Raw genomic sequence first — 23,619 nt, 5'->3', positions numbered from 1 at the left:
GCAGGGTGTAAGTGGATTTTTCCCTCCCCCGACACGTTGTAGCGCGGGGCTGAGGAGAAGAAAAGGGATACTCGGTAACATGTCGGAGCTACTCGCGCGCCATCGGGCAGTCATGCCCAACTGGCTGGCCCTCAACTACAACGACCCCATCGAGATCGTCAGCGGCAAGGGCAACCGTGTCATCGACGCAGACGGCAAGAGCTACCTGGACTTCTTCGCCGGAATCCTGACCAACATGATCGGGTACGACGTGCCCGAGGTGCGCGAGGCCGTCGAGCGCCAGATCGCCACCGGGGTGGTGCACACCAGCACCGTCTACCTGCTGCGCGGCCAGATCGAGCTGGCCGAGAAGATCGCGCGGGTCTCCGGCATCCCCGACGCCAAGGTCTTCTTCACCAACTCCGGCACCGAGGCCAACGAGACCGCCCTGCTCCTGGCCACGTACGCGCGCAAGACCGACCAGGTGCTCGCCATGCGGCAGAGCTACCACGGGCGCAGCTTCGGCACGATCGGCGTCACCTCCAACCGCGCCTGGAAGAACAACTCGCTCTCCCCGCTCAACGTGACCTTCCTGCACGGCGCCGACCAGCATCTCGCGCAGTTCAAGGGCATGTCGGACGCCGACTACATCCAGGCGTGCGTGGACGACCTGCGCCACGTGCTGGCCACCGCGGTCTCCAACGACGTGGCGGCGCTGATCGCCGAGCCGATCCAGGGTGTGGGCGGGTTCACGATGGCCCCCGACGGGCTGTTCGCCGCGTACAAGGAGGTCCTGGACGAGCAGGGCATCCTGTTCATCTCGGACGAGGTGCAGACCGGCTGGGGCCGTACGGGCAGCTCGTTCTTCGGCATCGGCAACCACGGCGTGACCCCCGACATGATGACCTTCGCCAAGGGGCTGGGCAACGGCTTCGCCGTCGGCGGCATCGTGGCGCGCGGCGACCTGATGGACGCCCCGCACGCCGTGGGCCTGGCCACGTTCGGCGGCAACCCGATCTCCATGGCCGCCGCCAACGCCACCCTCGACTACGTGCTCGACCGGGACCTGCAGGCCAACGCCGCACGTACGGGGGAGATCATCATCGGCGGCCTCAAGGAGGCCGCCAAGCGCCTGCCCGTGGTCAAGAGCGTGCGCGGCAAGGGCCTGATGTTCGCCGTCGAGCTGGAGAGCCCCGCCCAGGCCGCCCGCTTCATGGAGGAGACCAAGAAGGCGGGCCTGCTGGCGGGCAAGGGCGGCCTGTACGGGACCGCCATCCGCATGGCCCCGCCGCTGACCCTTACGGTGGACGAGGCCGTCGAAGGTCTCGGCATCATCGTGACCGCTCTGGAAACCATCAACACAGAGGCAGCAGCTCAGTGAAGTCCGTCAAGCACTGGATCAACGGAGCGCTCGCGGACGGGGACTCCCGCGCCGCCGAGCTCTTCAACCCCGCGACCGGGGAGGTCAGCGGCCACGTGGCGCTGGCCTCCGCAGCCGACGTGGACGCGGCCGTGGCCGCCGCCGTCGCGGCCTTCCCCGCCTGGCGGGACGCGTCGCTGGTCAAGCGGGCGCAGGTGCTGTTCCGCTTCCGCGAGCTCATGTACGCGCACCGCGACGAGCTGGCCGCGCTGATCTCCGCCGAACACGGCAAGGTCCACTCCGACGCGCTCGGCGAGGTGGCCCGCGGCCTGGAGGTCGTGGAGTTCGCCTGCGGGATCCCCCACCTGCTCAAGGGCGGCTTCTCCGAGGGCGTCTCGACCAGGGTCGACTCCTACTCGATCCGCCAGCCGCTGGGCGTCGTGGCCGGCATCACGCCGTTCAACTTCCCGGCCATGGTGCCGATGTGGATGTACCCGGTCGCGATCGCGTGCGGGAACGCCTTCGTGCTCAAGCCGTCGGAGAAGGACCCGTCGGCCTCGCTGCTCATGGCGCGGCTCTGGAAGGAGGCCGGGCTGCCCGACGGCGTCTTCAACGTCGTGCAGGGCGACAAGGTCGCCGTGGACCGGCTGCTGGAGCACCCCGACGTGCGCGCGGTGTCGTTCGTCGGCTCCACCCCGATCGCCAAGTACGTCTACGAGACCGGCACCGCGCACGGCAAGCGTGTGCAGGCCCTCGGCGGCGCCAAGAACCACATGCTCGTGCTCCCGGACGCCGACCTCGACCTGGTGGCGGACTCGGCGGTGTCGGCGGGGTTCGGCTCGGCGGGGGAGCGGTGCATGGCGATCTCCGTCGTGCTGGCCGTGGACCCGATCGGCGACGAGCTCGTCCAGAAGATCGTCGAGCGGGTGGACCAGCTGGTGATCGGCCCCGGCGACGACCCGAAGTCCCAGATGGGGCCGCTCGTCACCGAGGTGCACCGCGACAAGGTCGCCTCCTACCTCGACCTCGGCGTCGAGGAGGGCGCGAAGCTGGTCGTGGACGGCCGCGAGACGGCCGTGCTCGGCGGCGGCAAGGCCGCGGACACGCCCGGCTTCTGGCTCGGCCCGACCCTGCTCGACCACGTCCGGCCGGGCACGCGGACGCACACGGACGAGATCTTCGGGCCGGTCCTGTCGATCGTGCGGGTGTCCTCGTACGAGGAGGGCCTGGAGATCATCAACGGCGGCCTGTACGGCAACGGCACCGCGATCTTCACCAACGACGGCGGCGCGGCCAGGCGCTTCCAGAACGAGGTCGAGGTCGGCATGGTCGGCATCAACGTGCCCATCCCGGTGCCGATGGCCTTCTACAGCTTCGGCGGCTGGAAGTCCTCGCTCTTCGGCGACACCCACGTGCACGGCACCGAGGGCGTGCACTTCTACACCCGCGGCAAGGTCGTCACCTCGCGCTGGCTCGACCCCTCGCACGGCGGCGTGAACCTCGGCTTCCCCACGAACAAGTAGGCGTGCCACGCCCGGGGCGGGCGGGACGAGCGTCCCTCCCGCCCCACTCCCCGGTAAGCTCCAGCACACGGACCCAGCACATGGGGACAGGGGGGACATCGTGAATCGTCGTCGTGGTTATGCCCTGGCGCTCGCCGCGTCGGCACTGATCGCAGGCATGGGCGCGGCCCGTCCGACCCCCACCCCCACGCGTGCTCCCAGCTCCAGCCCCACCCCCACGCCGAGCGCGACGCAGAGCGACGGCACGCTCCAGATCCTCACCTACCGCGGTTACGCCGAGTACGGCGGCACCAGCCCCAAGGTCAACTGGGTCGGCAACTTCGAGAAGGAGACCGGCTGCCGGATCGCCAAGCTCGACACCGTGCAGAGCGCGAAGGAGATGGAGGACTTCTCCCGCCAGCGGGCGTACGACATCATCTCCGCCGGGCCCGTGCTGGCCGCCAAGCTGATCGAGGACAAGCAGGCGCAGCCCATCGACCCGGCCAAGGTGAGCGGCTACGACGACATCGACAAGCGCTTCCGCGACATGTCCACCGTGTCCGGCAAGGTGTACGGGGTCCCGTACCTGTGGGGCTATCACGAGTTCATCTACGACTCGACCAAGGTCAAGGGCGATCTCCGGCAGGCGTTCGCCTCCGACCGGGTGGCGCTCAAGGACAGCCCGCTGACGATCGCCGACGCCGCGCTGGCCGACGGCTCGGCGAAGGACCCGTACGAGCTGACCAAGGACCAGCTCGACCGCGCGGTGGGGCTGCTCGAGCAGGGCAAGGCGCGCACGTACTGGGGCAGCCCGATCGACCTGGTGCAGGGGTTCGCGACCGGGTCGCTCGACTACGCCCAGGCCACCCCGTACTACCGCCTGCTCCTGCAGAAGGCCGGGAAGCCGGTCAAGGCGCTCCAGACGCCCGAGACGACCGGGTGGGTGGACTCCTGGATGCTCGGCGCGAACGTCCCCGACACCACCTGCGCCTACCGGTGGCTCAACTGGGTGACCGCGGCGAACGCGCAGCGCGACGCCGCCGCCTGGGTGGGGCTGGCCCCGGCCAACGCCAAGGCGTGCAAGGGGCGGGCCAAGCCGATGTGCGACCTGTACGGGAGAGGCAAGAAGCTCGACCGGGTCGCTTTCGCCGTACGGCCGCCCGGGGATTGCCGGGCGGAAGATGGGGAATGTACGGATTATCTCACTTGGCTGGATAGGTGGCAGAAGCTCGCCAAATGAGGCGGGCGGCCGATCCCCCTGTGACAGTGCCGCGGGCGCGCCCGTTCCCCCCTGGGCGCGGCCCGCAAGGGACGCCCCGGGCCTTCCCCCCCCGTCCCGGGGCGTCTCGTCAGAGCGCGCTCGCTCAGCGGGACGGGAAGGCCACCACGGTCGACTTGGGTGTGGGCAGAAGGGCCTCGGCGCAGTCGCCACAGGCCAGGACTGACGAGTCGTCGGGCAGGCGCCCCACGCGCACGCGGGGTCGCGGCCATCTCTTGTGACAGACGACGCAGGCGTCGCCCTCGCGCTGGGCCCAGGTCAGGCCTTCAGGGTCGAACGTCAACATACTCCGCGCCGTTCTGGTCGGACTCCAGCTCATCATGCTTCCTGCAGTCATCGCCCATCCGTATACCGGAACCGTTATAACCCTGACCGTGGCCGTGAGTGTCCTGCTGAGCGTCAAGTCAGGGTGAATTCTCTACCCGAGCGACGCCACTTACACCACAAAATCGGACATCCAGCCGCAAGCCGGATGCCCGATTGATGGGGTTTGTTCTAGAGTTCCGCGATCGCCTTCTCCAGGATTCCGAGGCCCTCCTCAAGAAGGTGCTCGGGGATGACGAGCGGGGGCAGGAAGCGCAGGACGTTTCCGTACGTGCCCGCGGTCAGGACCAGCAGGCCCTCGGCGTGGCAGCGCTTGACGACCTCCTGGACGGCGGTGGGGTTCGGCTCCTTGGTGCCCGGCTCGACCAGCTCGATCGCGATCATCGCGCCCCGGCCGCGGACGTCGCCGATCACGTCGAAGCGCTCCTGCAGGGCCTTGAGGCGGGGGATCATGATCTGGCCGATCCGGCGGGCCTTCGCGACCAGGTCCTCCTCCTCGATGGTCTCCAGCACGCCGAGCGCGGCCTCGCAGGCCAGGGGGTTGCCGCCGTACGTGCCGCCGAGGCCGCCGGCGTGCACCTTGTCCATGATCTCCGCGCGCCCGGTCACGGCGGCCAGCGGCAGGCCGCCCGCGATGCCCTTGGCCGTGGTGATGATGTCCGGTACGACGCCCTCGTCCTCGCAGGCGAATAGGTCGCCCGTCCGGGCGAAGCCGGTCTGCACCTCGTCGGCCACGAACACGATGCCGTTGGCCTTGCAGAACTCCGCGATGCGCGGCAGGAAGCCCCTGGCCGGCTCGATGAACCCGCCCTCGCCCGCGATCGGCTCGATCACCACGGCGGCCACGTTGCCCGGGCCGATCTGCTTGGTGATCATGTCGATGGCCTGGGCCGCGGCCTCCTCGGCGCAGTTCTCGGGGCCGGTGGGCCAGCGGTACGGGTACGCCAGCGGTACCCGGTACACCTCGGGCGCGAACGGGCCGAATCCGTGCTTGTACGGCATGTTCTTGGCCGTCAGCGTCATCGTGAGCAGCGTGCGGCCGTGGTAGCCGTGGTCGAACACGACGACGGCCTGCCTGCCCGTCGCGTGCCTGGCGATCTTGACCGCGTTCTCCACGGCCTCGGCGCCCGAGTTCACCAGGAACGTGCGCTTCTCGTGCTCACCCGGGGTCAGCTCGTTGAGCTTCTCGCACACCCGGACGTACGACTCGTACGGGGTGACCATGAAACAGGTGTGGGTGAAGTCGGCGACCTGCTTCTGGACGCGTTCGACGACCTTGGGCGCGGCGTTGCCCACGTTGGTCACGGCGATGCCGGAACCGAAGTCGATCAGCGAGTTCCCGTCGGCGTCCTGCACCACGCCGCCGCCGGCGCGGGTGACGAAGACCGGCAGCGTGGTGCCGATGCCGGGCGGGACGGCGGCCTGCTTGCGGGCCAGCAATTCCTGCGACTTGGGGCCTGGGATCGCGGTCACGACGCGCCGCTCCTGGGGAATGCTCATGATTCGACGCTACGGCGGGCTCCCACCTGCGCCGATACGTCGATATGTCACACTGAAGGTGGTCGTCTTTGCCGGAATGGACAAATTTCGCATGCCACCTACGCTCCGGACCGTCGTACGCCGCATGAGGCTCCGGCCGGTGGCCGGAATTCCCGGCCATGGGGCCCGCGGCGTGCTGGACGCCGCGGTGCGCTGGGTGGCGGTCAGCGAGCTCGCGGACCCGACACCGTACCTGGAGGGCGGGGAACTCCTCCTCACCACGGGCATGCGGATGGAAGGCGACCAGTCCCAGTATGTCGCCCGCCTCGTGACCCGCGGCGTCGCCGGGCTGGGCTTCGGGGTCGGCGTCTCGCACGAGGAGGTGCCCCCGGCCCTGGTGGCCGCTGCCGAGGAGGCGGGGCTGCCGCTGTTCGAGGTGCCGCGCGAGACCCCGTTCATCGCGATCGGCAAGGGGGTCAGCGAGCTGCTGGCGGCCGAGCAGTACGACGAGATCAGCCGCGCCTTCGCCGCCCAGGGCCGCCTGACGCGGGCGGCGCTCCGGCCGGAGGGCATGCACGCGGTGATCGACCGGCTCGCCAAGGAGGTCGGGGGGTGGGCCGCGCTGCTGGACGAGGCGGGCGAGGTCCGTCATGCCACGCGCGGGGCCAACACGGACGCCGTCGTCTCCGAGCTCTCCCGCCTCCGCACCGCCACCCGCCCCCCAGAGCCCCGCCTCCTGGAGCCCGGCGGTGGTGGGCTGCTGCCCGCGAGCCTGGCGTTGTCGGGGCCGGGGGAGCACATCGTGGTGCAGCCGCTGGGCGGCGGTGCGCGGCCACGCGGCTTCTTCGCCGTCGGGGCCGGCCGGCCCTTCTCGCCCGTCACCCACACGGTGATCAACGCCGCGGGATCCCTGCTCACGCTGGCGCTGGAGCAGGGCAGGACCCAGCTGGAGGCCGCGCGGCGGGCCCGCTCCGCCGTACTGGAGCTGCTGCTGTCGGGCGCGGGGGAGCAGGCGCGGGCGGTGCTGGGGCCGCTCGGCGGGCGGCTCCCTGAGGAGCCGCTGGCGGTGCTGGCGGCGGGCGCCGACGCGCTGGAGGCGCTGGAGCCGCTCGCGTTCGCGGCGCTGCTTGCCTCCTTGGGGGAGCGTCCGCTGGCCGTCGCCCTCGTGCCCGACACCGTGGCGGAGAAGGTGGCGCTGGAGGCGGACGCGCCGGTGGGCGTGAGCCTGCCGTGCGGTTACGCCCCCGAGGGCCTGAACGGCGCGCTGGACCAGGCGAGGCGCGCCCTGGCGGCGGCACCCGGGAGCGGCGGGGCGCCGGGGAAGGGGCACGGCCGGGTGGTGAAGTTCGGGGAGCTGGCCGGGCAGGGGCTGCTCGGGCTGCTCGACCGGGCCGCCGCTCAGGCGTTCGCCGCCGCGCTGCTGGCCCCGCTCACCGCGTACGGGTCCCGGGCCGACCTGGTCGAGTCGCTACGCGCGTACCTCGACAGCAACGGCCACTGGGACGCGGCGGCGCAGCGGCTCGGCGTGCACCGCCACACCCTGCGTTACCGCATGAAACGTGTCACCGAGCTGCTGGGCCGCGACCTCGACGATCCGGGCGTGCGCGCCGAGCTGTGGCTCGCGCTCGAAGCCGTGCGCCGATGACGCGCTAATCCTGCTTCTCCACCCGGTAGCAGCAGATGGTCGCCGTCGTCACCGCTTCGTACGTGCGCCCGTCGCGCAGGTGACCGGCGCGTTCCAAGCTGATGGCCCCCTGGGCCGCCGCCCACAGCGCGTCCGCGATCTTGCGGGGCTGGGTCGGGACCAGGTAGCCGGCGGAGATGCAGTCGGCGATCACCCGGTCGAGGATGTTCAGGGCGGCGCGGGCCAGGGTCCTGGCGCGCTCGCTGGGTTCGAAACCGGGGATCGCCCGCTCGAACATCAGGCTGTAGTAACCGGGCTCCGACAGGCACGCCTGGCGGTACGCGGGCCCGAGCGCGCTCAGGTGCTCGAACGGGTTGCGCCGTGTCGGCACCGCCTCCAGAAAGCGTCGGAACCGCTCGAACCCCTCCAGGTAGAGCGCCTCCGCCAGTCCTTCCCTGTTGCCGAACATCGTGTAGATGACGGTCGTCGTGCAGCCCGCCTCGACCGCGATCCGGCGCATGGTCAGGCTCTCTGGCCCGTCGCTCTCGAGGAGGTTCACCGCCACGTCGAGGAGACGGGAGCGAAGTTCGTCGTGGGTGGCGCGCTCACCCAGCAGGTAGGCGCCTTGCAGCCCCAGCGGGGCCGAACTCATGAGGCCTCCTTTGCAGCCAAGGAGCAGCTATGCGTCCTTGTGACCTCACGCTGTTCGGTCACGGGGCCCACGCCTTTCTCAGATCGGGGGCCCGCCGCGCTGGAGACCCGCAAACGATGACTTAGCCATGGCGGAGATCGCTCAAACCACTCCGCATGGTAAACATCCCGAATTGGGTCTACTTCTGTTACATCATGGGTATACCAGGGGGCTTGTACTTAACGGTGAGCCCTGGTGGGAGTCTTGTGCACCATGGTGTAAATCCCCCATCTCCAGCTTGGCATAACGTCATGTGTATGGACGTGCGTACCTTCTGGCTGGCCGGCCGCGCCGCGACCGGGGACTCCGAGCTCACTGTGACCAACCCCGATGACGGCCGCGTGGTCGGGCGGCACTCCGTACCGACAGATGCCCAGGTCGAAGAGGCCATCGCGACCGCGCACGCGGTGGCGCGGGAGGCCGCCGCGCTGCCCGTGCACGTGCGGGCCGAGGCGCTGGCCCACGTGTCGCGCCGGCTCGCCGAGCGGGCCGACGAGATCGCCCACCTGATCACGGCCGAGAACGGCAAGCCGATCTTCTGGGCGCGCGGCGAGGTCAACCGCGCCGTCGCCACGTTCCGGTTCGCCGCCGAGGAGGCCCGCCGCTGGTCCGGCGACGTGCAGCGGCTCGACACCGAGCCCGCCGCGGCCGGGCGGTTGGCGTACGTCTCGCGCGTCCCGTACGGGCCCGTCCTGGCGATCACCCCGTTCAACTTCCCGCTGAACCTGGTCGCCCACAAGGTCGCCCCCGCCATCGCCGTCGGCGCCCCCGTCATCGTCAAGCCCGCCCCCGCCACGCCGCTCTCCTCGCTCGTGCTCGGCGAGATCCTGGCGGAGACGGACCTGCCCGCGGGGATGTTCTCGGTGCTGCCGATCGAGAACGAGCGCGCCTCCGCGCTCGTCCAGGACCCCCGGCTCCCGGTGGTGTCGTTCACGGGCTCCGCGCCCGTCGGGTACGCCATCGCCGACCAGGTCCCGCGCAAGCACGTGACGCTCGAACTGGGCGGCAACGCGGCCGCCGTCGTGCTGTCCGACGCCGACCTCGACTGGGCCGCGCAGCGCATCGCCCTCTTCTCCAACTACCAGGCCGGCCAGAGCTGCATCGCCGTGCAGCGGGTCATCGTCGAGCAGCCCGTGTACGACGCCTTCGTCGAGCGCCTCCTCCCGGCCGTCTCCGGCCTCGTCACCGGCGACCCGGCGGACGAGAAGACCCAGGTGGGCCCGCTGGTCTCGGAGGCCGCCGCGAAGCGCGTGGAGCAGTGGGTCGAGGAGGCCGTCGCCGCGGGCGCCCGCGTCCTGGCCGGCGGCACCCGCGAGGGCGCCACGATCGCCCCGACCGTGCTCGCCGACGTCCCGCACGACGCCAAGGTGGCGTGCGAGGAGGTCTTCGGCCCCGTCATGATCCTCCAGCGCGCCGCCTCGATCGACGAGGCGTACGCGATGGTCAACGACTCGAAGTACGGCCTGCAGGCCGGCGTGTTCACCCGCTCCCTGGACGCCGCCTTCCGGGCGAACCGGGAGCTGGAGGTGGGCGGCGTGATCATCGGCGACGTCCCCTCGTACCGGGCCGACCAGATGCCGTACGGCGGGGTGAAGGACTCGGGGATCGGACGCGAGGGTCTCCACTCGGCGATGGACGACCTCACGTACGAGAAGGTCATGGTGCTCACGGGCTTGTCTCTTTAGAGCGGGGTCGCGCAGGTCTGGCTCTTCCGTGAGGAGGTTAAGCGCCTCGCGGAAGAGCGGGTGGCAAGCATTCAGCACCGTGCTTGAGCCGGCCGTCGAGTTGCGACGAGCGTGCGTGGAATGTGTTCGCGACGGTAAGCGGGAGTGCCGCCCACCAGAGCGTGAGTCAGCCGGGCGAGCCGGGGATCCAGCGTGGGCACGACCAGTCCCAGCCTTTCCCGCACTGGGCTGCGTTCGCGCCCTCGCGTTTGGCTGTGAGGCTCGGGTTGGTCGGCCGACACCGACCGCACGGACTGCGGCTCCACCTCTGCCGGGATTGCCAGAGCGTCACTCACCGGCGGTGATGGGCACTGGAGTCGATGATCATGCGGGCAGGCCCGTGTCCGGGTCGTAGAGGTGATCGGTGGACGGCTTGTCGCGGCCGAGATGGCTGCGCATGTCAGCCGCGATGGTCAGGATGCGTTCGGCTCTGCCGGCGGCTTCGTTACGGCGTTCCAGCGCTTCCAGACGGCGTTCGAGCGCTTGGGCGGCATGTTGGGTTTCCTCCGCCAGCCGGATGACTCGGCGAGCGAGGTCGTGGCTCATGGTCACTCGACACTCTCGGTCTCGTCACCTGGCCGGTGGCTTCGCGTAGCTCGTGGCCGATCGCTGCTCCCGCTGGTTACGACGTCGACCAGGTCACGGGCTGTGTCATCAGATCGGCGCCGCTTGTCGCTCGGTGACCGGCTATGGGCTCTGCCGGCCACCGATATCTGGGGATGACAGCCCTCCCGCCGGCCGGAGGAAGCCGGCATCAGAAGCCATCAGCTGACGATGACCTGGGGGCCGGAGTCGTCGTCGAGGTCGACGTCGACGCCCATCTCCTCGGCCAGCCGGAGCGCCTCCTCGATCAGGGTCTCCACGATCTGCGACTCCGGCACCGTCTTGATGACCTCGCCCTTGACGAAGATCTGCCCCTTGCCGTTGCCCGAGGCCACCCCCAGGTCCGCCTCCCGGGCCTCCCCGGGGCCGTTGACGACGCAGCCCATCACGGCCACCCGCAGCGGCACCTTCAGGCCCTCCAGGCCGGCGTGCACCTGGTCGGCGAGGGTGTAGACGTCCACCTGGGCCCGGCCGCACGACGGGCAGGAGACGATCTCCAGGCCGCGCTCGCGCAGCCCGAGCGACTCCAGGATCTGGGCGCCGACCTTGACCTCCTCCACGGGAGGCGCGGAGAGGGAGACGCGGATCGTGTCGCCGATGCCCTCCGCCAGCAGCGCGCCGAAGGCGACGGAGGACTTGATGGTCCCCTGGAAGGCGGGGCCGGCCTCGGTGACGCCCAGGTGGAGCGGGTAGTCGCACTTGGCGGCGAGCAGCCGGTACGCGTTGATCATCACGACCGGGTCGTTGTGCTTGACCGAGATCTTGATGTCGCGGAACCCGTGCTCCTCGAACAGCGAGCACTCCCAGAGCGCCGACTCCACCAGGGCCTCGGGCGTGGCCTTGCCGTACTTCTGGAGCAGGCGCGGGTCGAGCGACCCGGCGTTGACGCCGATGCGGATCGGCACCCCGTGGTCGGCCGCCGCCCGGGCGATCTCGCCCACCTTGTCGTCGAATTTCTTGATGTTGCCGGGGTTGACCCGAACCGCCGCGCAGCCCGCCTCGATGGCGGCGAAGACGTACTTCGGCTGGAAGTGGATGTCGGCGATGACCGGGATCTGCGACTTCTTGGCGATGATCGGCAGCGCGTCGGCGTCGTCCTGGGACGGCACGGCCACGCGTACGATCTGGCAGCCGGACGCCGTGAGCTCCGCGATCTGCTGCAACGTTGAGTTGACGTCGGCGGTCACCGTGGTCGTCATCGACTGCACCGAGACGGGTGCGTCGCCGCCCACGGGGACGCTGCCGACCATGATCTGGCGGGAGTGTCGGCGTTCGGCGAGCGGCTTGGGACGGACCGTCGGGATACCGAGAGCTACAGAAGACATTTCAACCCTTACTGTGACGACGGTTTCCAGTCTAGGTAGTCAGCGGGACAGCTCGATCGCGCGGGCCCGGGCCCAGGCGTCGGCCGCGAGCACCTCCTCGACCGAGTCGGCCGGGGTGACCTGGTGCTCCTCGACCACCTTGGCCACGGTGTCGACGATCGCCAGGAACGGCAGCTCGCCCCGCATGAACGCGTCGAGGCACGCCTCGTTGGCCGCGTTGTAGACGGCGGGCGCGGTGCCGCCCTCGCCGCCGACGTGCCTGGCCAGCGCGACGGAGGGGAACGCGACGTCGTCGAGGGGTTCGAACGTCCACGTGTGCGCCTTGGTCCAGTCGATGGCCCGTGCCGCACCCGGGATGCGGTGGGGGTGGCTGAGCGCGAGCGCGATCGGCAGCCGCATGTCGGGCGGGCTGGCTTGGGCCACGGTCGAGCCGTCGACGTATTCCACCATGGAGTGGATGATCGACTGCGGGTGGACCACGACCTCAATGCGGTCGAAACCCAAGTCGAACAGCAGGTGTGCCTCGATGACCTCCAGCCCCTTGTTGACCAGGGTGGCGGAGTTGATCGTGATGACCGGGCCCATCGACCAGGTGGGGTGGGCCAGCGCCATCTCGGGCGTGACGCCGGACATCTCCTCGCGCTTCATCCCCCGGAACGGCCCGCCGCTCGCCGTGATCACGAGCTGCTTGACGCTGTCGGGGTCGTAGCCGTCGGGGCCCGAGGCCCACAGGCACTGCTGCACCGCCGAGTGCTCGGAGTCGACCGGGAGGATCTGGCCGGGCTTGGCGAGCCGCTTGACCAGCGGGCCGCCGATGATCAGGGACTCCTTGTTGGCCAGCGCGAGGGTCCTGCCCGCCTCCAGCGCGACCAGCGTGGAGGTCAGCCCGAGCGCGCCGGTGATGCCGTTGAGCACCGTGTCGCACTGCCAGGCCGCCACCTCCGCGACCCCTTCGGGCCCGCCGAGCACCTTGGGCTTCGCACCGTGCGCGGACAGCGCGTCCTTCAGCTCGGGCACGGCCGCCGCGTCGGCCACCGCGACCACCTCGACGCCGAACGCCGCCGCCTGCCTGGCCAGCAGGTCGACCCGCCCGCCGCCCGCCGCCAGCCCGGCGACCTTGAAGCCGCCGGGGTTGGCGGCGATGACATCGAGGGCCTGGGTGCCGACGGAGCCGGTGGAGCCGAGCACCACGACGGATCGGAGGGTCTCTTCTTGCACGTGTCCATTGTCCCCGCTGCAGGGCGCGCTCGGGCACGCGGCACCGACCGCGTCGAAATCCCAGCACTTATGTGACCCGAGATAACGCAGTGAATTAATGCCGGAATGCGGCTATATCGGTATGCGCAAATCTTGAGAAATCCGGATATTGCTACGGCTACCTTCCGTACCCCAGGTCCGGTTTTCGGGAGGTACGTAATGCACCGCGCAGTCGTTCTGCTTTCCATCCTCACCATCACCGCCGGCGGCGCCGTCCTGCTGCCCGCCGGTGGGGCGCAGGCCGGCGTACAGATGAGGCCCAAACCCGCCCAGTACGCGGCGGCGGACACCGCGTCCGAGCAGCGGCAGGTCCTGACGTACTGGACCGAGCAGCGGATGGAGGCGGCCCAGCCGCTGGACGCGCCCGGCCCGAAGAAGGGGGCGAAGATGGCGCTGGGAGAGCCTGCCGAGGGCACCCCGTGGACGGCGCCGCCCACCGGGGCGACGCGTGCCGGGGCGGAGTTGCAGTCGGCCCGATCGTCCGGCGAGCCGTGGACCGGCTCCGGCGCGGTCGTGAAGACCACCGGCCGGATCTTCTTCACCACGCAGGGGCGCAACGCGTCCTGCTCGGGTTCGGCGGTGACCAGCGCGAACAAGAGCGTGGTCCTGACCGCCGGCCACTGCGTCAAGCTGAACGGAACGTTCCACACGAACTGGGTCTTCGTGCCCGGCTACAACAACGGCAACCGCCCGTTGGGCACCTGGGCGGCCACGAAACTGCTGACCACGCAGCAGTGGAACGCGAGCGAGGACATCAACTTCGACGTCGCCGCCGCCGTCGTCGCGCCGCTGGAGGGCAAGGCACTGGTGGACGTCGTGGGTGGCCAGGGCGTCGCGTTCAACCAGGGGAGAAGACAGCAGATGTACGGGTTCGGCTACCCGGCGGCGGCGCCGTACGATGGCTCGAAGCTCATCTACTGCAGCGGTCGGACCTTCGACGACTTCCTCGCGAGCGAGGACCACGGCCTGACCTGCAACATGACCGGCGGTTCCAGCGGCGGGCCCTGGATGCTGAATTTCAACGAGTCGACCGGCCTCGGCACCCAGAATTCGGTCAACAGCTTCAAATACAACTTCGCCCCCAACTGGATGTTCGGCCCATATTTCGGGAACGAGGCGCAGAGCGTCTACCAAGCGGCACAGAGCACCAACGCACTCTGAGGTATTTACCGAAAGTAGTCACAAGAACACATCTCGTAGTGCAGACTCGGGGGGCATGACCTTGAGCACCCCCCTGCTAGCGGCCGCCCCGCTTCTGGCGGGGCTGATCGGGCCCGCCCTCCTCGGTGCGGCCCCCGGCCAGCAGCAGGCCGACCCACCCGACCACAGGGCGATGCGACACCAGATAGTCGAGCACGTGGCCGCCCGCACCAGCGCCGAGCAGCGGCGCGTGCTCGACTACTGGACGCCGGAGCGCATGGCCAAGGCGCTGCCGATCGACCTGCTGGACAGCGTGACGGACGGCGCGGGCCTGCTGAGCGGCGTGACGGAGCACACGGAGATACGCACCGCTCCTGACGTGTCGAGCCGGCGCCTGACTCCGCGAGGCGACGGCGTGACCACGGGCGTGTCGGGTGACGGCCTGGCCGCCTGGCTGTGGGGCCGCACGCCCCGGCACCAGGTGGCGGCGGTCCGGAGGGACCAGGGGGGCGCGGCCAAGCGGCCGGAGACCAACACGGTCGGCTCGCGCTGGATCACCGGCGGCGCCGTGGCCAGGACCACCGGCCGCGTCTTCCTGACCGTGCGCGGGGCGGACTTCGTCTGCTCGGCCAGCACCGTGCGCAGCGCCAACAGGGACGTCGTGGTCACCGCCGGGCACTGCGTCAAGGACGGCGCGGGCGGGTGGGCCGCCAACTGGACGTTCGTCCCGGCGTACGGGATGGGCGGGGCGCAGCGGTTCGGGCAGTACGCGGCCCGCCGCATGTTCGTCGCCGGGCCCTGGTCGAGCCGTGGCGACGACAACTTCGACGTGGGCATGGTGGCGCTGGCCACGTCCGGCGGCAGGCACGTGGCCGACGTGGTGGGCACGCAGGAGATCGCCTTCAACGCCGCTCGCGGGGGTCAGGTGTTCGGCTTCGGCTACCCCGCGGACCCGCCGTACGACGGGCATCACCTGGTCTACTGCGCGGGGCGGCTGCGGGCCGACCCGTACGGGCAGAGCCGCGACCAGGGGCTGGGCTGCGAGATGACGGCGGGATCGAGCGGGGGGCCGTGGATGACCACGTTCGACCCGGCCACGGGCAAGGGGACGATCACGTCGGTGAGCAGCTTCAAGTACAGCGACGACCAGCGCACCATGTACGGCCCGTACTTCGGCGACGCCACCAAGGCCCTCTTCGACACGGCGGAGCACGCGTAGCCCAGTCGCCGATGGCGATCAGCGCAGGGATTCGCGCGCTTCGGCGACGATTTGCATGACGTTGCTCTTCGGCAGGTTGGCCAGGAGTTCGTCCCGGTCGGGGCCGCTGATCAGGGCCAGATCGCCAAGTATGGCCTTGACCAGCGGCCCGACCTCGATCGAATGCCAGTCCTTGATCGCGCGAAGGTAGATCTCACGACGCTCCTGGCCGCTGTCCAGTCTCAGCACCTCCAGCAACCCCCGCAACGGCGCCCCGCGCCCCCAGCCAGGGTCGTCCTCGACTTCGTTTATGAACGGCACTATGGCCTGGAAAAGCGCCATCTGGTCCGCGTCGTAGCAGAAGCGGGCTTCGAGGAAGAATCGCATGATGCCACGCGCGTCCAGGAGCGGGTTAGGCAGAGGGTCGAGCGGGAGGCCAAGAGCATCCGGGCCCAGCCGGAGGGCCATGTCCGAGAGCTCTGGGACCGCGTCGATCATGATGACGAGGCTGCCCCACTCCTCGGGCGCACTGCGACCGCCACAGCAGCGCGTACCCCCGCCATTCCCGGATCACCGGTTCGTGCCCCGGCATCAGCGCACTCGCAGGCAGGTCTCCGCAGACCAGCGCGAGCAGCACCAGGTTCGCCGAGTAGTAGGCGAACCGCCGCTGAGGACCGGTCTCCCACGGGCGATACCGGTAAGGCGGCTCGTCGCGCGACTCCAACCGCCGGAACAGCCGGACGATCAGCGGCTGCCACTCCGGCTTCGAGAGCTCCTGCAGGAAGTCGATGACGGGATGGCGGCTGGAGAGCGTCGCCCAGGACAGCAATGTCCTGAGCAGCCCGTCGTCGACCTCGCGCAACACCGAGTTGGCGTCTCCGACGATCTCGTTGAGGAGAGCGGCCACCAAGCGCGTGATGAGGAACTCGCCGAAGGTCGCGTGCAGGAATCAGATCCTGGTCGAACTCGGTGCTGGTCGCCCACTGCCGCCCCCGGTTGAACATCGAGAAGGCCACACACGCGAGATGCACCAGCTCCCGCTCGACCAGCCCGGCCACCTCGGCACGCGGATGCGCCTTCTCCAGCTCGCGCTCGACGAACCTCCTCACCAGGCGCTCGTAGAGCTCCGCCCGGCCCAGCTCGGCGGCGGAGTGCAGGGCGTTGCTGTCGGCGTCGTACAGGGCGAGCATCAGCAGGAGCAGCGGCTGCCCGGCGAGGGCGGCCTGCCGGCTCACCACGTCGGGGGTGAGCCGGCGCTGTCCATGCTGCTGGAAGTAGGCGGCGTTGGCGCTGTTCCAGATCCGCAGCCAGTGCGCGATCTGTTGCTGGTCGAACGGTGCCAGCCGAGCACGACCAGCGGCCGCTCCGTGGCGCCCCTGCTCGTCAGGAAACCGGCCAGGAACCCGGCGAGATCCTCCCTGACCTCGGCCTCTTCCCACCAGGACTCGGCGCTCGGGTCGTCGGACGCGGTCGTCTCCGCGACCTGGTAACGAGGGGCGAGGTAGGCCTGGTCCAGCGTGGGCAGCTCCATGCCCGCCGGGACGTGCCCCGTCTCGGCGACCGGGCGGGTCAGCGCGACCCGGTGCAGCCGGGACACGGTCTCCAGCTGGGCGGGCAGCGCGGCGCCAGAGGCGAGCATGCCGAGCAGTCGTCGCAGCTCGGCCAGGCCCTCGTGGGTCGCCTGGTGATCGACCTGCCCGGCCCAGAACGCGAACTCCGGGACGTCCAGAGCCAGCCGCCGGTAGGCGTCGGCGTAACGGCGCAGGGCCGCTCCTTGCCGAACCGCAGCTCTTTGAGGTCGAAGGGCAGCTCGAAATCCTCGAGTGCCTCCAGGTAGGCGGTGACGACGAGGATCGCGTGCGCGGCCTCCAGCCTCTCGGTACGGCTGCGCCACACCTTGCCGGAACGCCAGTCACGCCACCGCCCCAGCAGGTCGTTCCCGACCTTGATGAGCTCGTTGGTAGGCCGTCGCCGGGCCATCCGCGCCCCGATATACCACGATCACTTCATGCAATCGCGCGATTACAAATTGGCAAGCTTTTCCCCATACTCAACGTGATCAACCGGTCACTCACGGGAGCATCGCAAGGCCTATGAACAGGGAGGGGGCCGGGTGAAGCGGGTCGTTGGGGTTGTCGCCGGTGTCGCGGTGCTCGTCGGAGGGATAGCCAGCGGGGATGGGACGGCGGTGGCCAGCGGTGCGAGACAGGCGCCGGCGGCCATCGCCTGGGGACCGTGTCCGATAGGGAGTAGCGGGAGGCCGGCGCCGGCCAACCTGGAGTGCGGCACCCTACGCGTGCCGCTCGACTACCGGGAGCCGTGGGGCCAGACGATCGAGCTGGCCGTCAACCGCGTCCGGGCCAGGGTCTCCAGGAGCGCCAACTACCTGGGCGCGCTCCTGGTGAACCCGGGCGGGCCGGGCGCGCCGGGGCGGAGTCTGGCCGAGTTCGTGGCCTCGTCCCTGCCGTCGGACGTGAGCGAGCGCTACGACATCGTCGGGTTCGACCCGCGCGGCGTCGGGGGCAGCGAGCCGACGCTGCACTGCGTGGACCCGGCGGTGTTCTTCAAGGCCCCGCGGCCGGATGCGGTGCCGAAGGGACCGGCCGAGGAGCGGGAGCTGCTCGACAGGGCGCGCGAGTTCGCGGACCGGTGCGGCGCGCGCTGGTCCTGGCTGCTGCCGCACCTCACCACCGAGAACTCCGCCAGGGACATGGACTCGATCCGTGCCGCGCTCGGCGAGCAGAAGATCAGCTACCTCGGCTACTCGTACGGCACCTACCTGGGCGCCGTCTACGCCACGCTCTTCCCGGCCAGGGTCAGGCGGCTGGTCATGGACAGCACGGTCGACCCCACGGGCGTCTGGTACGACGCGAACATCCGGCAGGACAGCGCCTTCGAGCACCGTCACCGGCAGTTCCTGGCCTGGACGGCCAAGCACAACGACGTCTACCGGCTGGGCACCTCGCTCAAGCAGACGTCGTTCGCCTACTACGCGATGCGCGACCGGCTGCGGGCCCGCCCGGCCGGCGGCATCGTGGGGCCGAGCGAGCTGGACGACACCTTCACGGTCGCCGGGTACAGCGACCGGGTCTGGCCCGCGTTCGCCGCGGCCTGGTCCGCGTACGTGCGGCAGGGCGACGTGAAGGGCATGGTGGACATCTACAAGAAGCACGGCGAGGACGACAAGGCGGACGAGAACGGCTACGCCTCCTACCTGGGCGTCCAGTGCAGGGACGCCAAGTGGCCGCGCAAGTGGGAGAAGTGGCGCGAGGACATGACCCGGCTGCACCGCCGGGCGCCGTTCCTGACCTGGCCGAACGCCTGGTTCAACGCCCCGTGCGCCTTCTGGCCGGTGCGGGGCGGGACGCCGATCGAGGTGCAGGGCTCGTCGAACCTGCCGCCGGTGCTCCTCATCCAGTCCCGTGACGACGCCGCGACGCCGTTCAAGGGCGCCCTGGAGATGCGCAGGCACTTCGTCCGCACGGGCATGGTGATCGACGCCGGCGGCAACCACGGCGTGTCGCTGACGGGCAGCGAGTGCGTGGACGAGCACCTGGCCGCGTACCTGCGGGACGGCACGGTGCCGCCGCGGGACGTGGAGTGCGCCGCGCAGCCCGAGCCGCGCCCGTCGACCCACATGACGGCGGACGCCGTGAGCCCTCCGGCCGGACTGCTCGGGATCCTCGGCACCCTTGGGCTCTGACTGACGTCAAGAAAGGATTACCGTGGCCGTCACCCACTGAGCCAATCGGTGCCCCTTCGCGTAGTGTGACCTTTGTGATGCTGCGTACATCGGCGTCGCGCGTGCTCGACGACAGCGACCGGGACGAGGTCCTAGCCCTGCTGGACACCGACCCGGTCGCGAACGTCTTCGTCTCCTCCAGAGTGCGGGCCGTCGGACTCAATCCGGCGAGGCTGGGTGGGCAGATGTGGGGGTTCGGCGCGCGAGGCGGCCTTGTGTCACTCTGTTACGCCGGGGCCAACATGGTGCCCGTCAACGCCGGCCCCGAGGCCGTGCACGCCTTCGCCGACCGTGCCCGCAAGCAGGGGCGCCGCTGCTCCTCCATCGTGGGCCCGGTCGACGCCGTCTCTCTGCTGTGGGAGCGTCTCGAGCCGCACTGGGGCCGGGCGCGCGCCATCCGCTGGGCTCAGCCGGTCATGGCCACCTCACGCACGCCGCCGGTGCCCGCCGATCCGCTCGTACGCCGGGTGCGGCCGGAGGAGTTCGACATCCTGCTGCCCGCCTGCGTGGCCATGTTCACCGAGGAAGTCGGCGTCTCGCCCAACCTCGGCGACGGCGGCGCGCTCTACCGGACCAGGGTCGCCGAGCTGATCAGGATCGGCCGCTCCTACGCGCGCATCGACGACGGCCGGGTGGTGTTCAAGGCGGAGGTCGGGGCCGTCACGCCGCAGGCCTGCCAGATCCAGGGCGTCTGGGTCGCCCCCGAGCTGCGGGGGAAGGGCCATGCCGTGGCCGGCATGGCCGCCGTCGTGGAGGCCGCGAGGAGCCTGTTCGCCCCCGTGGTCACGCTGTACGTGAACGACTTCAACCTCTCGGCCAGGGCCGTCTACCGCAAGGTGGGCTTCCAGGAGGTCGACACCTTCATGTCCGTCCTTTTCTAGATACGCACGAGTTTGTCGAACAGCCTGGCCAGCTCGGTGTCGGGGTCGGCGGTGAGGCCCGCGTGCACGGGCCCGGTCTGGATGATCGTGCTGCGCGGCGCGGTCAGCCAGCGGAACCTGCCGCCGAGCGACTCCTCGGCCAGCGGTCCCGGCCGCTCGCCGCAGGCCAGCTCGTACGCGCTGAGCGCACGGCGTACCTCGTCGAGGTCGGCGTTCGGGTCGAGGGCGCGCAGCCGGGCGGCGTCGAGCTCGACCCGCGCGCACAGGTAGCCGCGCGGCTGGCAGTAGAGGAGCACGCCCGCGTTGATCAGCTCGCCGCGCTCGACCCTGGGCACCACGCGGATCACCGCGTACTCGTAGACGTCCCTGGTCACCGGCTTCCTCCCCGCCAGAACCCGCCCACCGACCCCGGGCCGCCGCGCGGCGCCTTCGCCTCGCCGCGTACGAGCCACTCGCGCGGCCCGTGCGCCCGCTCCATCAGATGATCGACGTACGCCTCGCGCACCGCCTCCGGGCCGTCGAACCCCGGCTCGCCGTCCAGCCACTCGTCGGGCACCATCGCGGTCACGCTCACCAGCAGCTCCCGCGTGATCCGCGCGGCCAGCTGGTCGCCCGCGGCCTCGACGTCACCGGCGAAGGGCGCGAGCACGTGGTCGCCCGCGTCGAACTTCCGCTGCGGGTCGGCCGTGCGCCAGTTGTGGTGGAACCAGAGCGCCGCGCCGTGGTCGATCAGCCAGGTCTCGCGGTGCCAGACCAGCATGTTGGGGTTGCGCCAGCTGCGGTCGATGTTGTGGATGAGTCCGTCGAACCACACCACCCTGGCCGCGAACACCGGGTCCGCCGCCCACGCCAGCGGCTCGAACCCCAGCGCGCCCGGCAGGAAGTCGACCGCCAGGTTGAGGCCGGTGCTGGCCTTGAGCAGGTCCTGCACCTCTTCGTCCGGCTCCCGGATGCCGATCTGCGGGTCGAGGTCGATGAGCTTGAGATCGGGGGTCCTGAGCCCCAGCCTGCGGCCCAGCTCGGCCGCGACGATCTCGGCGACGAGCACCCGCCGCCCCTGGCCCGCCTCGCGAAACTTCACCACGTACGTGCCCAGGTCGTCGGCCTCGACGACGCCGGGCAGCGAACCACCCTCACGCAACGGGGTCACGTAACGGGTGGCTGAGATCCTTTCCAGCACAGGACGAAGGCTATCGCCCATCCCGGCCTCTCCTTCTCCCGGGACGGCGCGCGACGGGACCGGTCAGCCGGCCGGGCGGCGGAAGGGGGCGAAGGGGTGGTCGCGGGAGGCGTCGACGGCGGTGAAGGCGTAGTCGAGCATGCGGCGCTCGTACGCGGCCTTGGCGCCGGCGAGGGGCTGCCCCTCGGCCGCGGCCGCCGCGAGCAGCTCGCTCAGCAGGTGGGCGTCCCGCAGGCCCACGTTGGCGCCCTCGCCCCGGCCGGGGCTCATGCTGTGCACGGCGTCGCCGACCAGCGTGACCGCGGGCTCGGCCCAGGGCTCCACCCGCCGTGCCGAATGGAGCTGCAGCACAAATGTCGCCTCCGGGTCGGCCTCGCGCACGATGCGCCGCACGCCCTCGTGCCAGTCCCGCATCGTGTCCATGGCCAGCCGGTGCAGCCCGGCCGGGGAAACGCCGTCGGGCCGGGGGCCGGACACGGTCATCGTCCATGAGAAGTGGCCGGGGACGTTCGTCAGGTGCGTGCCGGGAGCGTGGCGGGCCACGGCCTCGGGCACGGGGGTGAGCGGGCGGCAGGTGGCGACGGCGATGGCCGTGCCGTCGGGGGCGGTGATCCGGTTGAAGGAGTCGATCAGCTCGGGCGGCGTGGCGGCCAGCAGTTCGGGCGTGATCCACGTGCGGCCGTACAGCGTCCAGCCGAGGTCGTCCACCACGGTGCCGGGCAGGAGCTGCGCCCGCACCCGCGAGCCCACGCCCTCCGCACCCACGAGCAGGTCGCCGTCCACCTGGTGGCCGCCCGCGAAGTGGGCGCGTACGCGGCCGCCGTCAAGCCGCTCGTACCGCTGGTAGTCCATGCCGAACCGGACCTCGCCCGCCGGCTCGGCCAGGAGGATCTCGCGGAGCGTGAGCCGGTTGACGCCCAGGCCGTCGACGCCCGGCCGCTGCTCGGGGATGTCCTTGGCGAACTTGGGCCGCAGGCCGGCGTCCATGAAGATCATGCGGGTGGTCGGGCGGATGGAGGTCGCCACGGCCAGGTCGAACAGGTGGTCCGGCAGGCAGGCCCGCAGCGCCCGCGCGCCGGTGTCCTTGAGGCTGATGCGGTAGCCCTGGGGGCGGTGGGCGGCCGAGGGGTCGCGTTCGAAGAGGGTGACGGCGAGGCCCGTCCGGCGCAGGCCCTGGGCAAGGCACGATCCGGCTATTCCGCCTCCCACGATCAAGACGTGTGTGTCGGTCATGTCGCGACTGTAACTGTCGCGACAGTAAATGTCCATGCGGGGTATTCTCGGGAGATGAACGAGAACCGTGGGCCGCAGTCGACGTTCGAGCTGGTGCTGGGGGGAGGGTCGCTGCTCGTGCAGGTGGGCAGGGAGCTGAACACCGAGACCGAGCGGCGCCTGGCGCCCCTCGGGCTCACGGCGCAGCAGGCCGCGCTGCTGCTGCACGCCTCGCGCGGCGGCGGCACGCCCAGCCTGCTGAAACGCCGGCTCGGCACGGACACGGCCGGGATGACCAGGCTGCTCGACCGGCTGGAGGCCAAGGGGCTGCTGCGGCGGGAGCGGCATCCCGAGGACCGGCGCTCGATCGTCATCGAGCTGACGGACGGGGGGCGGGCGCTGGTGCCCAGCCTGCCGCCGATCTTCGGGAGGATCAGCCACCAGGTGTTCGCGGGGTTCTCCCCGGAGGAGGTCGCGCAGGTCACCGACATGCTGCGGCGGATCCTGGAGAACCTCGCCGAGGAGGGGCCGGGCGCCTAGAGAGGCCGGGTGGCGCGGGCGCGGAGGGTGGCGAGCATGATACGGCGGATCAGGCCGCTGCCCAGCCGGATCGCCAGCCAGTACCGCAGGAACGCGCGCCGCGCGTCCTCGCTCGTGGCCACCACGCGGGTCTCCGTGACGAGCCTGATCCGCCCCTCGCCCGCCTCGTCCAGCCGGAAGCTCAGCGTGCCCTTCGCGTAGCCGGGGCGGTCGAACGCGTGGAAGTCGGCGGCGCCGGAGATCGTGCCGCTCTTCTCGGCGTGCCCGAGGCGCCACCACTGTCCGATGAGCCCCATGACCAGCTCGTGCCCCGGGTCCTCGCCGAGCGGCGTGAAGCGGGGCGCGCTCCGGTGCGGCCGGCCGCCGCTGAGGCGCGCGGCCAGGTTGCGGACGGCCACGACGGCCCGCAGGTCGAACGAGCCCGGGTCCGTGACGGCGGCCCAGACGCGCTCGCGGGAGGCGTTGATCACGATGGAGTGCCGCTCGGAGGCGTCGGGCCGCGGGATGAACCGGTCCGTGAGCGTGGGCATGGGAGGCCACCTCTTTCCATACGGATGCGTATGGTCTGACTATACGGTG

General features: G+C 70.5%; 22 protein-coding genes. 10 read left to right on the top strand and 12 right to left on the bottom strand.

The features are described 5' to 3' along the window. The first annotated feature begins 79 nt into the window (after nucleotides 1-79). The 3 genes from ABZX61_RS60195 (at nucleotide 80) to ABZX61_RS60185 (ending at nucleotide 4,081) form a co-directional block, all read left to right on the top strand. Nucleotides 80-1,360, top strand: a complete 1,281-nt coding sequence (locus ABZX61_RS60195) for an aspartate aminotransferase family protein (protein WP_355210832.1) — start codon at nucleotides 80-82, stop codon at nucleotides 1,358-1,360. Further along, the gene (locus ABZX61_RS60190) at nucleotides 1,357-2,862 is read left to right on the top strand and encodes a CoA-acylating methylmalonate-semialdehyde dehydrogenase (RefSeq protein WP_355210829.1); all 1,506 of its coding nucleotides are present in this window, start codon (nucleotides 1,357-1,359) and stop codon (nucleotides 2,860-2,862) included. Before ABZX61_RS60195 ends, ABZX61_RS60190 begins: the two co-directional genes overlap by 4 nt. A gap of 100 nt (nucleotides 2,863-2,962) precedes the next feature. After that, nucleotides 2,963-4,081 (top strand): extracellular solute-binding protein, encoded by a 1,119-nt coding sequence (locus tag ABZX61_RS60185; RefSeq protein WP_355210827.1) that lies wholly within the window; start codon nucleotides 2,963-2,965, stop codon nucleotides 4,079-4,081. Between the two features lie 124 nt (nucleotides 4,082-4,205). On the opposite strand, the gene ABZX61_RS60180 is transcribed toward ABZX61_RS60185, so the two are convergent. Together ABZX61_RS60180 and gabT are read right to left on the bottom strand one after the other, a co-directional pair. Then, a complete protein-coding gene (locus ABZX61_RS60180) occupies nucleotides 4,206-4,406 on the bottom strand; it encodes a hypothetical protein (RefSeq protein ID WP_350724384.1) in 201 nt (66 codons plus the stop codon). Nucleotides 4,407-4,615: 209 nt separating this feature from the next. Continuing rightward, nucleotides 4,616-5,944, bottom strand: a complete 1,329-nt coding sequence (gene gabT / locus ABZX61_RS60175) for a 4-aminobutyrate--2-oxoglutarate transaminase (RefSeq protein ID WP_355210823.1) — start codon at nucleotides 5,942-5,944, stop codon at nucleotides 4,616-4,618. 124 nt (nucleotides 5,945-6,068) lie between these two features. On the opposite strand from gabT, the gene ABZX61_RS60170 reads away from it, so the two are divergent. Further along, complete coding sequence (locus ABZX61_RS60170; RefSeq protein WP_355210820.1) at nucleotides 6,069-7,568, top strand: PucR family transcriptional regulator; 1,500 nt, start codon at nucleotides 6,069-6,071, stop codon at nucleotides 7,566-7,568. Nucleotides 7,569-7,572: 4 nt separating this feature from the next. On the opposite strand, the gene ABZX61_RS60165 is transcribed toward ABZX61_RS60170, so the two are convergent. Further along, nucleotides 7,573-8,199, bottom strand: coding sequence for a TetR/AcrR family transcriptional regulator (locus ABZX61_RS60165; RefSeq protein WP_350724389.1), 627 nt, complete (start codon nucleotides 8,197-8,199; stop codon nucleotides 7,573-7,575). A gap of 296 nt (nucleotides 8,200-8,495) precedes the next feature. Between ABZX61_RS60165 and ABZX61_RS60160 the strand changes: the two genes are divergently transcribed. Then, on the top strand, nucleotides 8,496-9,923 hold the full coding sequence (locus ABZX61_RS60160; protein ID WP_355210817.1) for an aldehyde dehydrogenase family protein: 1,428 nt from the start codon (nucleotides 8,496-8,498) through the stop codon (nucleotides 9,921-9,923). 363 nt (nucleotides 9,924-10,286) lie between these two features. On the opposite strand, the gene ABZX61_RS60155 is transcribed toward ABZX61_RS60160, so the two are convergent. The 3 genes from ABZX61_RS60155 to dxr form a co-directional block, all read right to left on the bottom strand. After that, a complete protein-coding gene (locus ABZX61_RS60155; RefSeq protein ID WP_355210814.1) occupies nucleotides 10,287-10,508 on the bottom strand; it encodes a type II toxin-antitoxin system VapB family antitoxin in 222 nt (73 codons plus the stop codon). A gap of 218 nt (nucleotides 10,509-10,726) precedes the next feature. Further along, nucleotides 10,727-11,890 carry a flavodoxin-dependent (E)-4-hydroxy-3-methylbut-2-enyl-diphosphate synthase gene (gene ispG, locus ABZX61_RS60150; RefSeq protein WP_355210811.1) on the bottom strand — a complete coding sequence of 388 codons (1,164 nt, stop codon included), beginning with the start codon at nucleotides 11,888-11,890 and terminating at the stop codon, nucleotides 10,727-10,729. Between the two features lie 39 nt (nucleotides 11,891-11,929). Beyond that, a complete protein-coding gene (gene dxr, locus ABZX61_RS60145) occupies nucleotides 11,930-13,108 on the bottom strand; it encodes a 1-deoxy-D-xylulose-5-phosphate reductoisomerase (RefSeq protein WP_355210808.1) in 1,179 nt (392 codons plus the stop codon). 198 nt (nucleotides 13,109-13,306) lie between these two features. Here dxr and ABZX61_RS60140 point away from each other — a divergent pair, with 198 nt between their 5' ends. Both ABZX61_RS60140 and ABZX61_RS60135 read left to right on the top strand, forming a co-directional pair. Further along, a complete protein-coding gene (locus ABZX61_RS60140; RefSeq protein ID WP_355210806.1) occupies nucleotides 13,307-14,308 on the top strand; it encodes a peptidase in 1,002 nt (333 codons plus the stop codon). Between the two features lie 55 nt (nucleotides 14,309-14,363). Beyond that, nucleotides 14,364-15,506, top strand: a complete 1,143-nt coding sequence (locus ABZX61_RS60135; RefSeq protein WP_355210803.1) for a trypsin-like serine protease — start codon at nucleotides 14,364-14,366, stop codon at nucleotides 15,504-15,506. Between the two features lie 18 nt (nucleotides 15,507-15,524). Here ABZX61_RS60135 and ABZX61_RS60130 read toward each other — a convergent pair whose 3' ends face one another. Further along, nucleotides 15,525-15,983, bottom strand: coding sequence for a hypothetical protein (locus ABZX61_RS60130; RefSeq protein ID WP_355210800.1), 459 nt, complete (start codon nucleotides 15,981-15,983; stop codon nucleotides 15,525-15,527). 733 nt (nucleotides 15,984-16,716) lie between these two features. Beyond that, entirely contained in the window at nucleotides 16,717-17,124 is a 408-nt protein-coding gene (locus ABZX61_RS60125) for a hypothetical protein (RefSeq protein ID WP_355210798.1), read from the bottom strand. A 657-nt stretch (nucleotides 17,125-17,781) separates the two neighbouring features. Here ABZX61_RS60125 and ABZX61_RS60120 point away from each other — a divergent pair. Together ABZX61_RS60120 and ABZX61_RS60115 are read left to right on the top strand one after the other, a co-directional pair. Next, the gene (locus ABZX61_RS60120; protein ID WP_350724402.1) at nucleotides 17,782-19,188 is read left to right on the top strand and encodes an alpha/beta hydrolase; all 1,407 of its coding nucleotides are present in this window, start codon (nucleotides 17,782-17,784) and stop codon (nucleotides 19,186-19,188) included. Nucleotides 19,189-19,265: 77 nt separating this feature from the next. After that, entirely contained in the window at nucleotides 19,266-20,108 is an 843-nt protein-coding gene (locus tag ABZX61_RS60115) for a GNAT family N-acetyltransferase (protein ID WP_355210862.1), read from the top strand. Here ABZX61_RS60115 and ABZX61_RS60110 read toward each other — a convergent pair. Genes ABZX61_RS60110 through ABZX61_RS60100 form a run of 3 tightly spaced genes read right to left on the bottom strand, consistent with a single transcriptional unit; the run spans nucleotide 20,105 to nucleotide 22,521 of the window. Beyond that, nucleotides 20,105-20,482 carry a DUF3037 domain-containing protein gene (locus ABZX61_RS60110; RefSeq protein WP_355210795.1) on the bottom strand — a complete coding sequence of 126 codons (378 nt, stop codon included), beginning with the start codon at nucleotides 20,480-20,482 and terminating at the stop codon, nucleotides 20,105-20,107. The two genes, ABZX61_RS60115 and ABZX61_RS60110, sit on opposite strands and share 4 nt — an antisense overlap. Continuing rightward, nucleotides 20,479-21,309 (bottom strand): HipA family kinase, encoded by an 831-nt coding sequence (locus ABZX61_RS60105; RefSeq protein ID WP_355210792.1) that lies wholly within the window; start codon nucleotides 21,307-21,309, stop codon nucleotides 20,479-20,481. Before ABZX61_RS60105 ends, ABZX61_RS60110 begins: the two co-directional genes overlap by 4 nt. 42 nt (nucleotides 21,310-21,351) lie before the next feature. Beyond that, nucleotides 21,352-22,521: an NAD(P)/FAD-dependent oxidoreductase gene (locus tag ABZX61_RS60100; protein ID WP_355210789.1), complete on the bottom strand. Its 1,170-nt coding sequence runs from the start codon at nucleotides 22,519-22,521 to the stop codon at nucleotides 21,352-21,354. A 54-nt stretch (nucleotides 22,522-22,575) separates the two neighbouring features. Between ABZX61_RS60100 and ABZX61_RS60095 the strand changes: the two genes are divergently transcribed. After that, nucleotides 22,576-23,040, top strand: coding sequence for a MarR family transcriptional regulator (locus tag ABZX61_RS60095; protein ID WP_355210787.1), 465 nt, complete (start codon nucleotides 22,576-22,578; stop codon nucleotides 23,038-23,040). Here ABZX61_RS60095 and ABZX61_RS60090 read toward each other — a convergent pair. After that, nucleotides 23,037-23,570 carry a hypothetical protein gene (locus tag ABZX61_RS60090; protein ID WP_355210784.1) on the bottom strand — a complete coding sequence of 178 codons (534 nt, stop codon included), beginning with the start codon at nucleotides 23,568-23,570 and terminating at the stop codon, nucleotides 23,037-23,039. The two genes, ABZX61_RS60095 and ABZX61_RS60090, sit on opposite strands and share 4 nt — an antisense overlap. Nucleotides 23,571-23,619 lie beyond the last annotated feature (49 nt).

Origin of the sequence: Nonomuraea sp. NPDC003709, assembly GCF_040610775.1 — a bacterium.
Classification (GTDB): Bacteria; Actinomycetota; Actinomycetes; order Streptosporangiales; family Streptosporangiaceae; genus Nonomuraea; species Nonomuraea angiospora_A.
The sequence above is the reverse complement of the archived record's forward strand: the minus strand, read 5'-3'. Positions and strand labels throughout refer to the sequence as shown.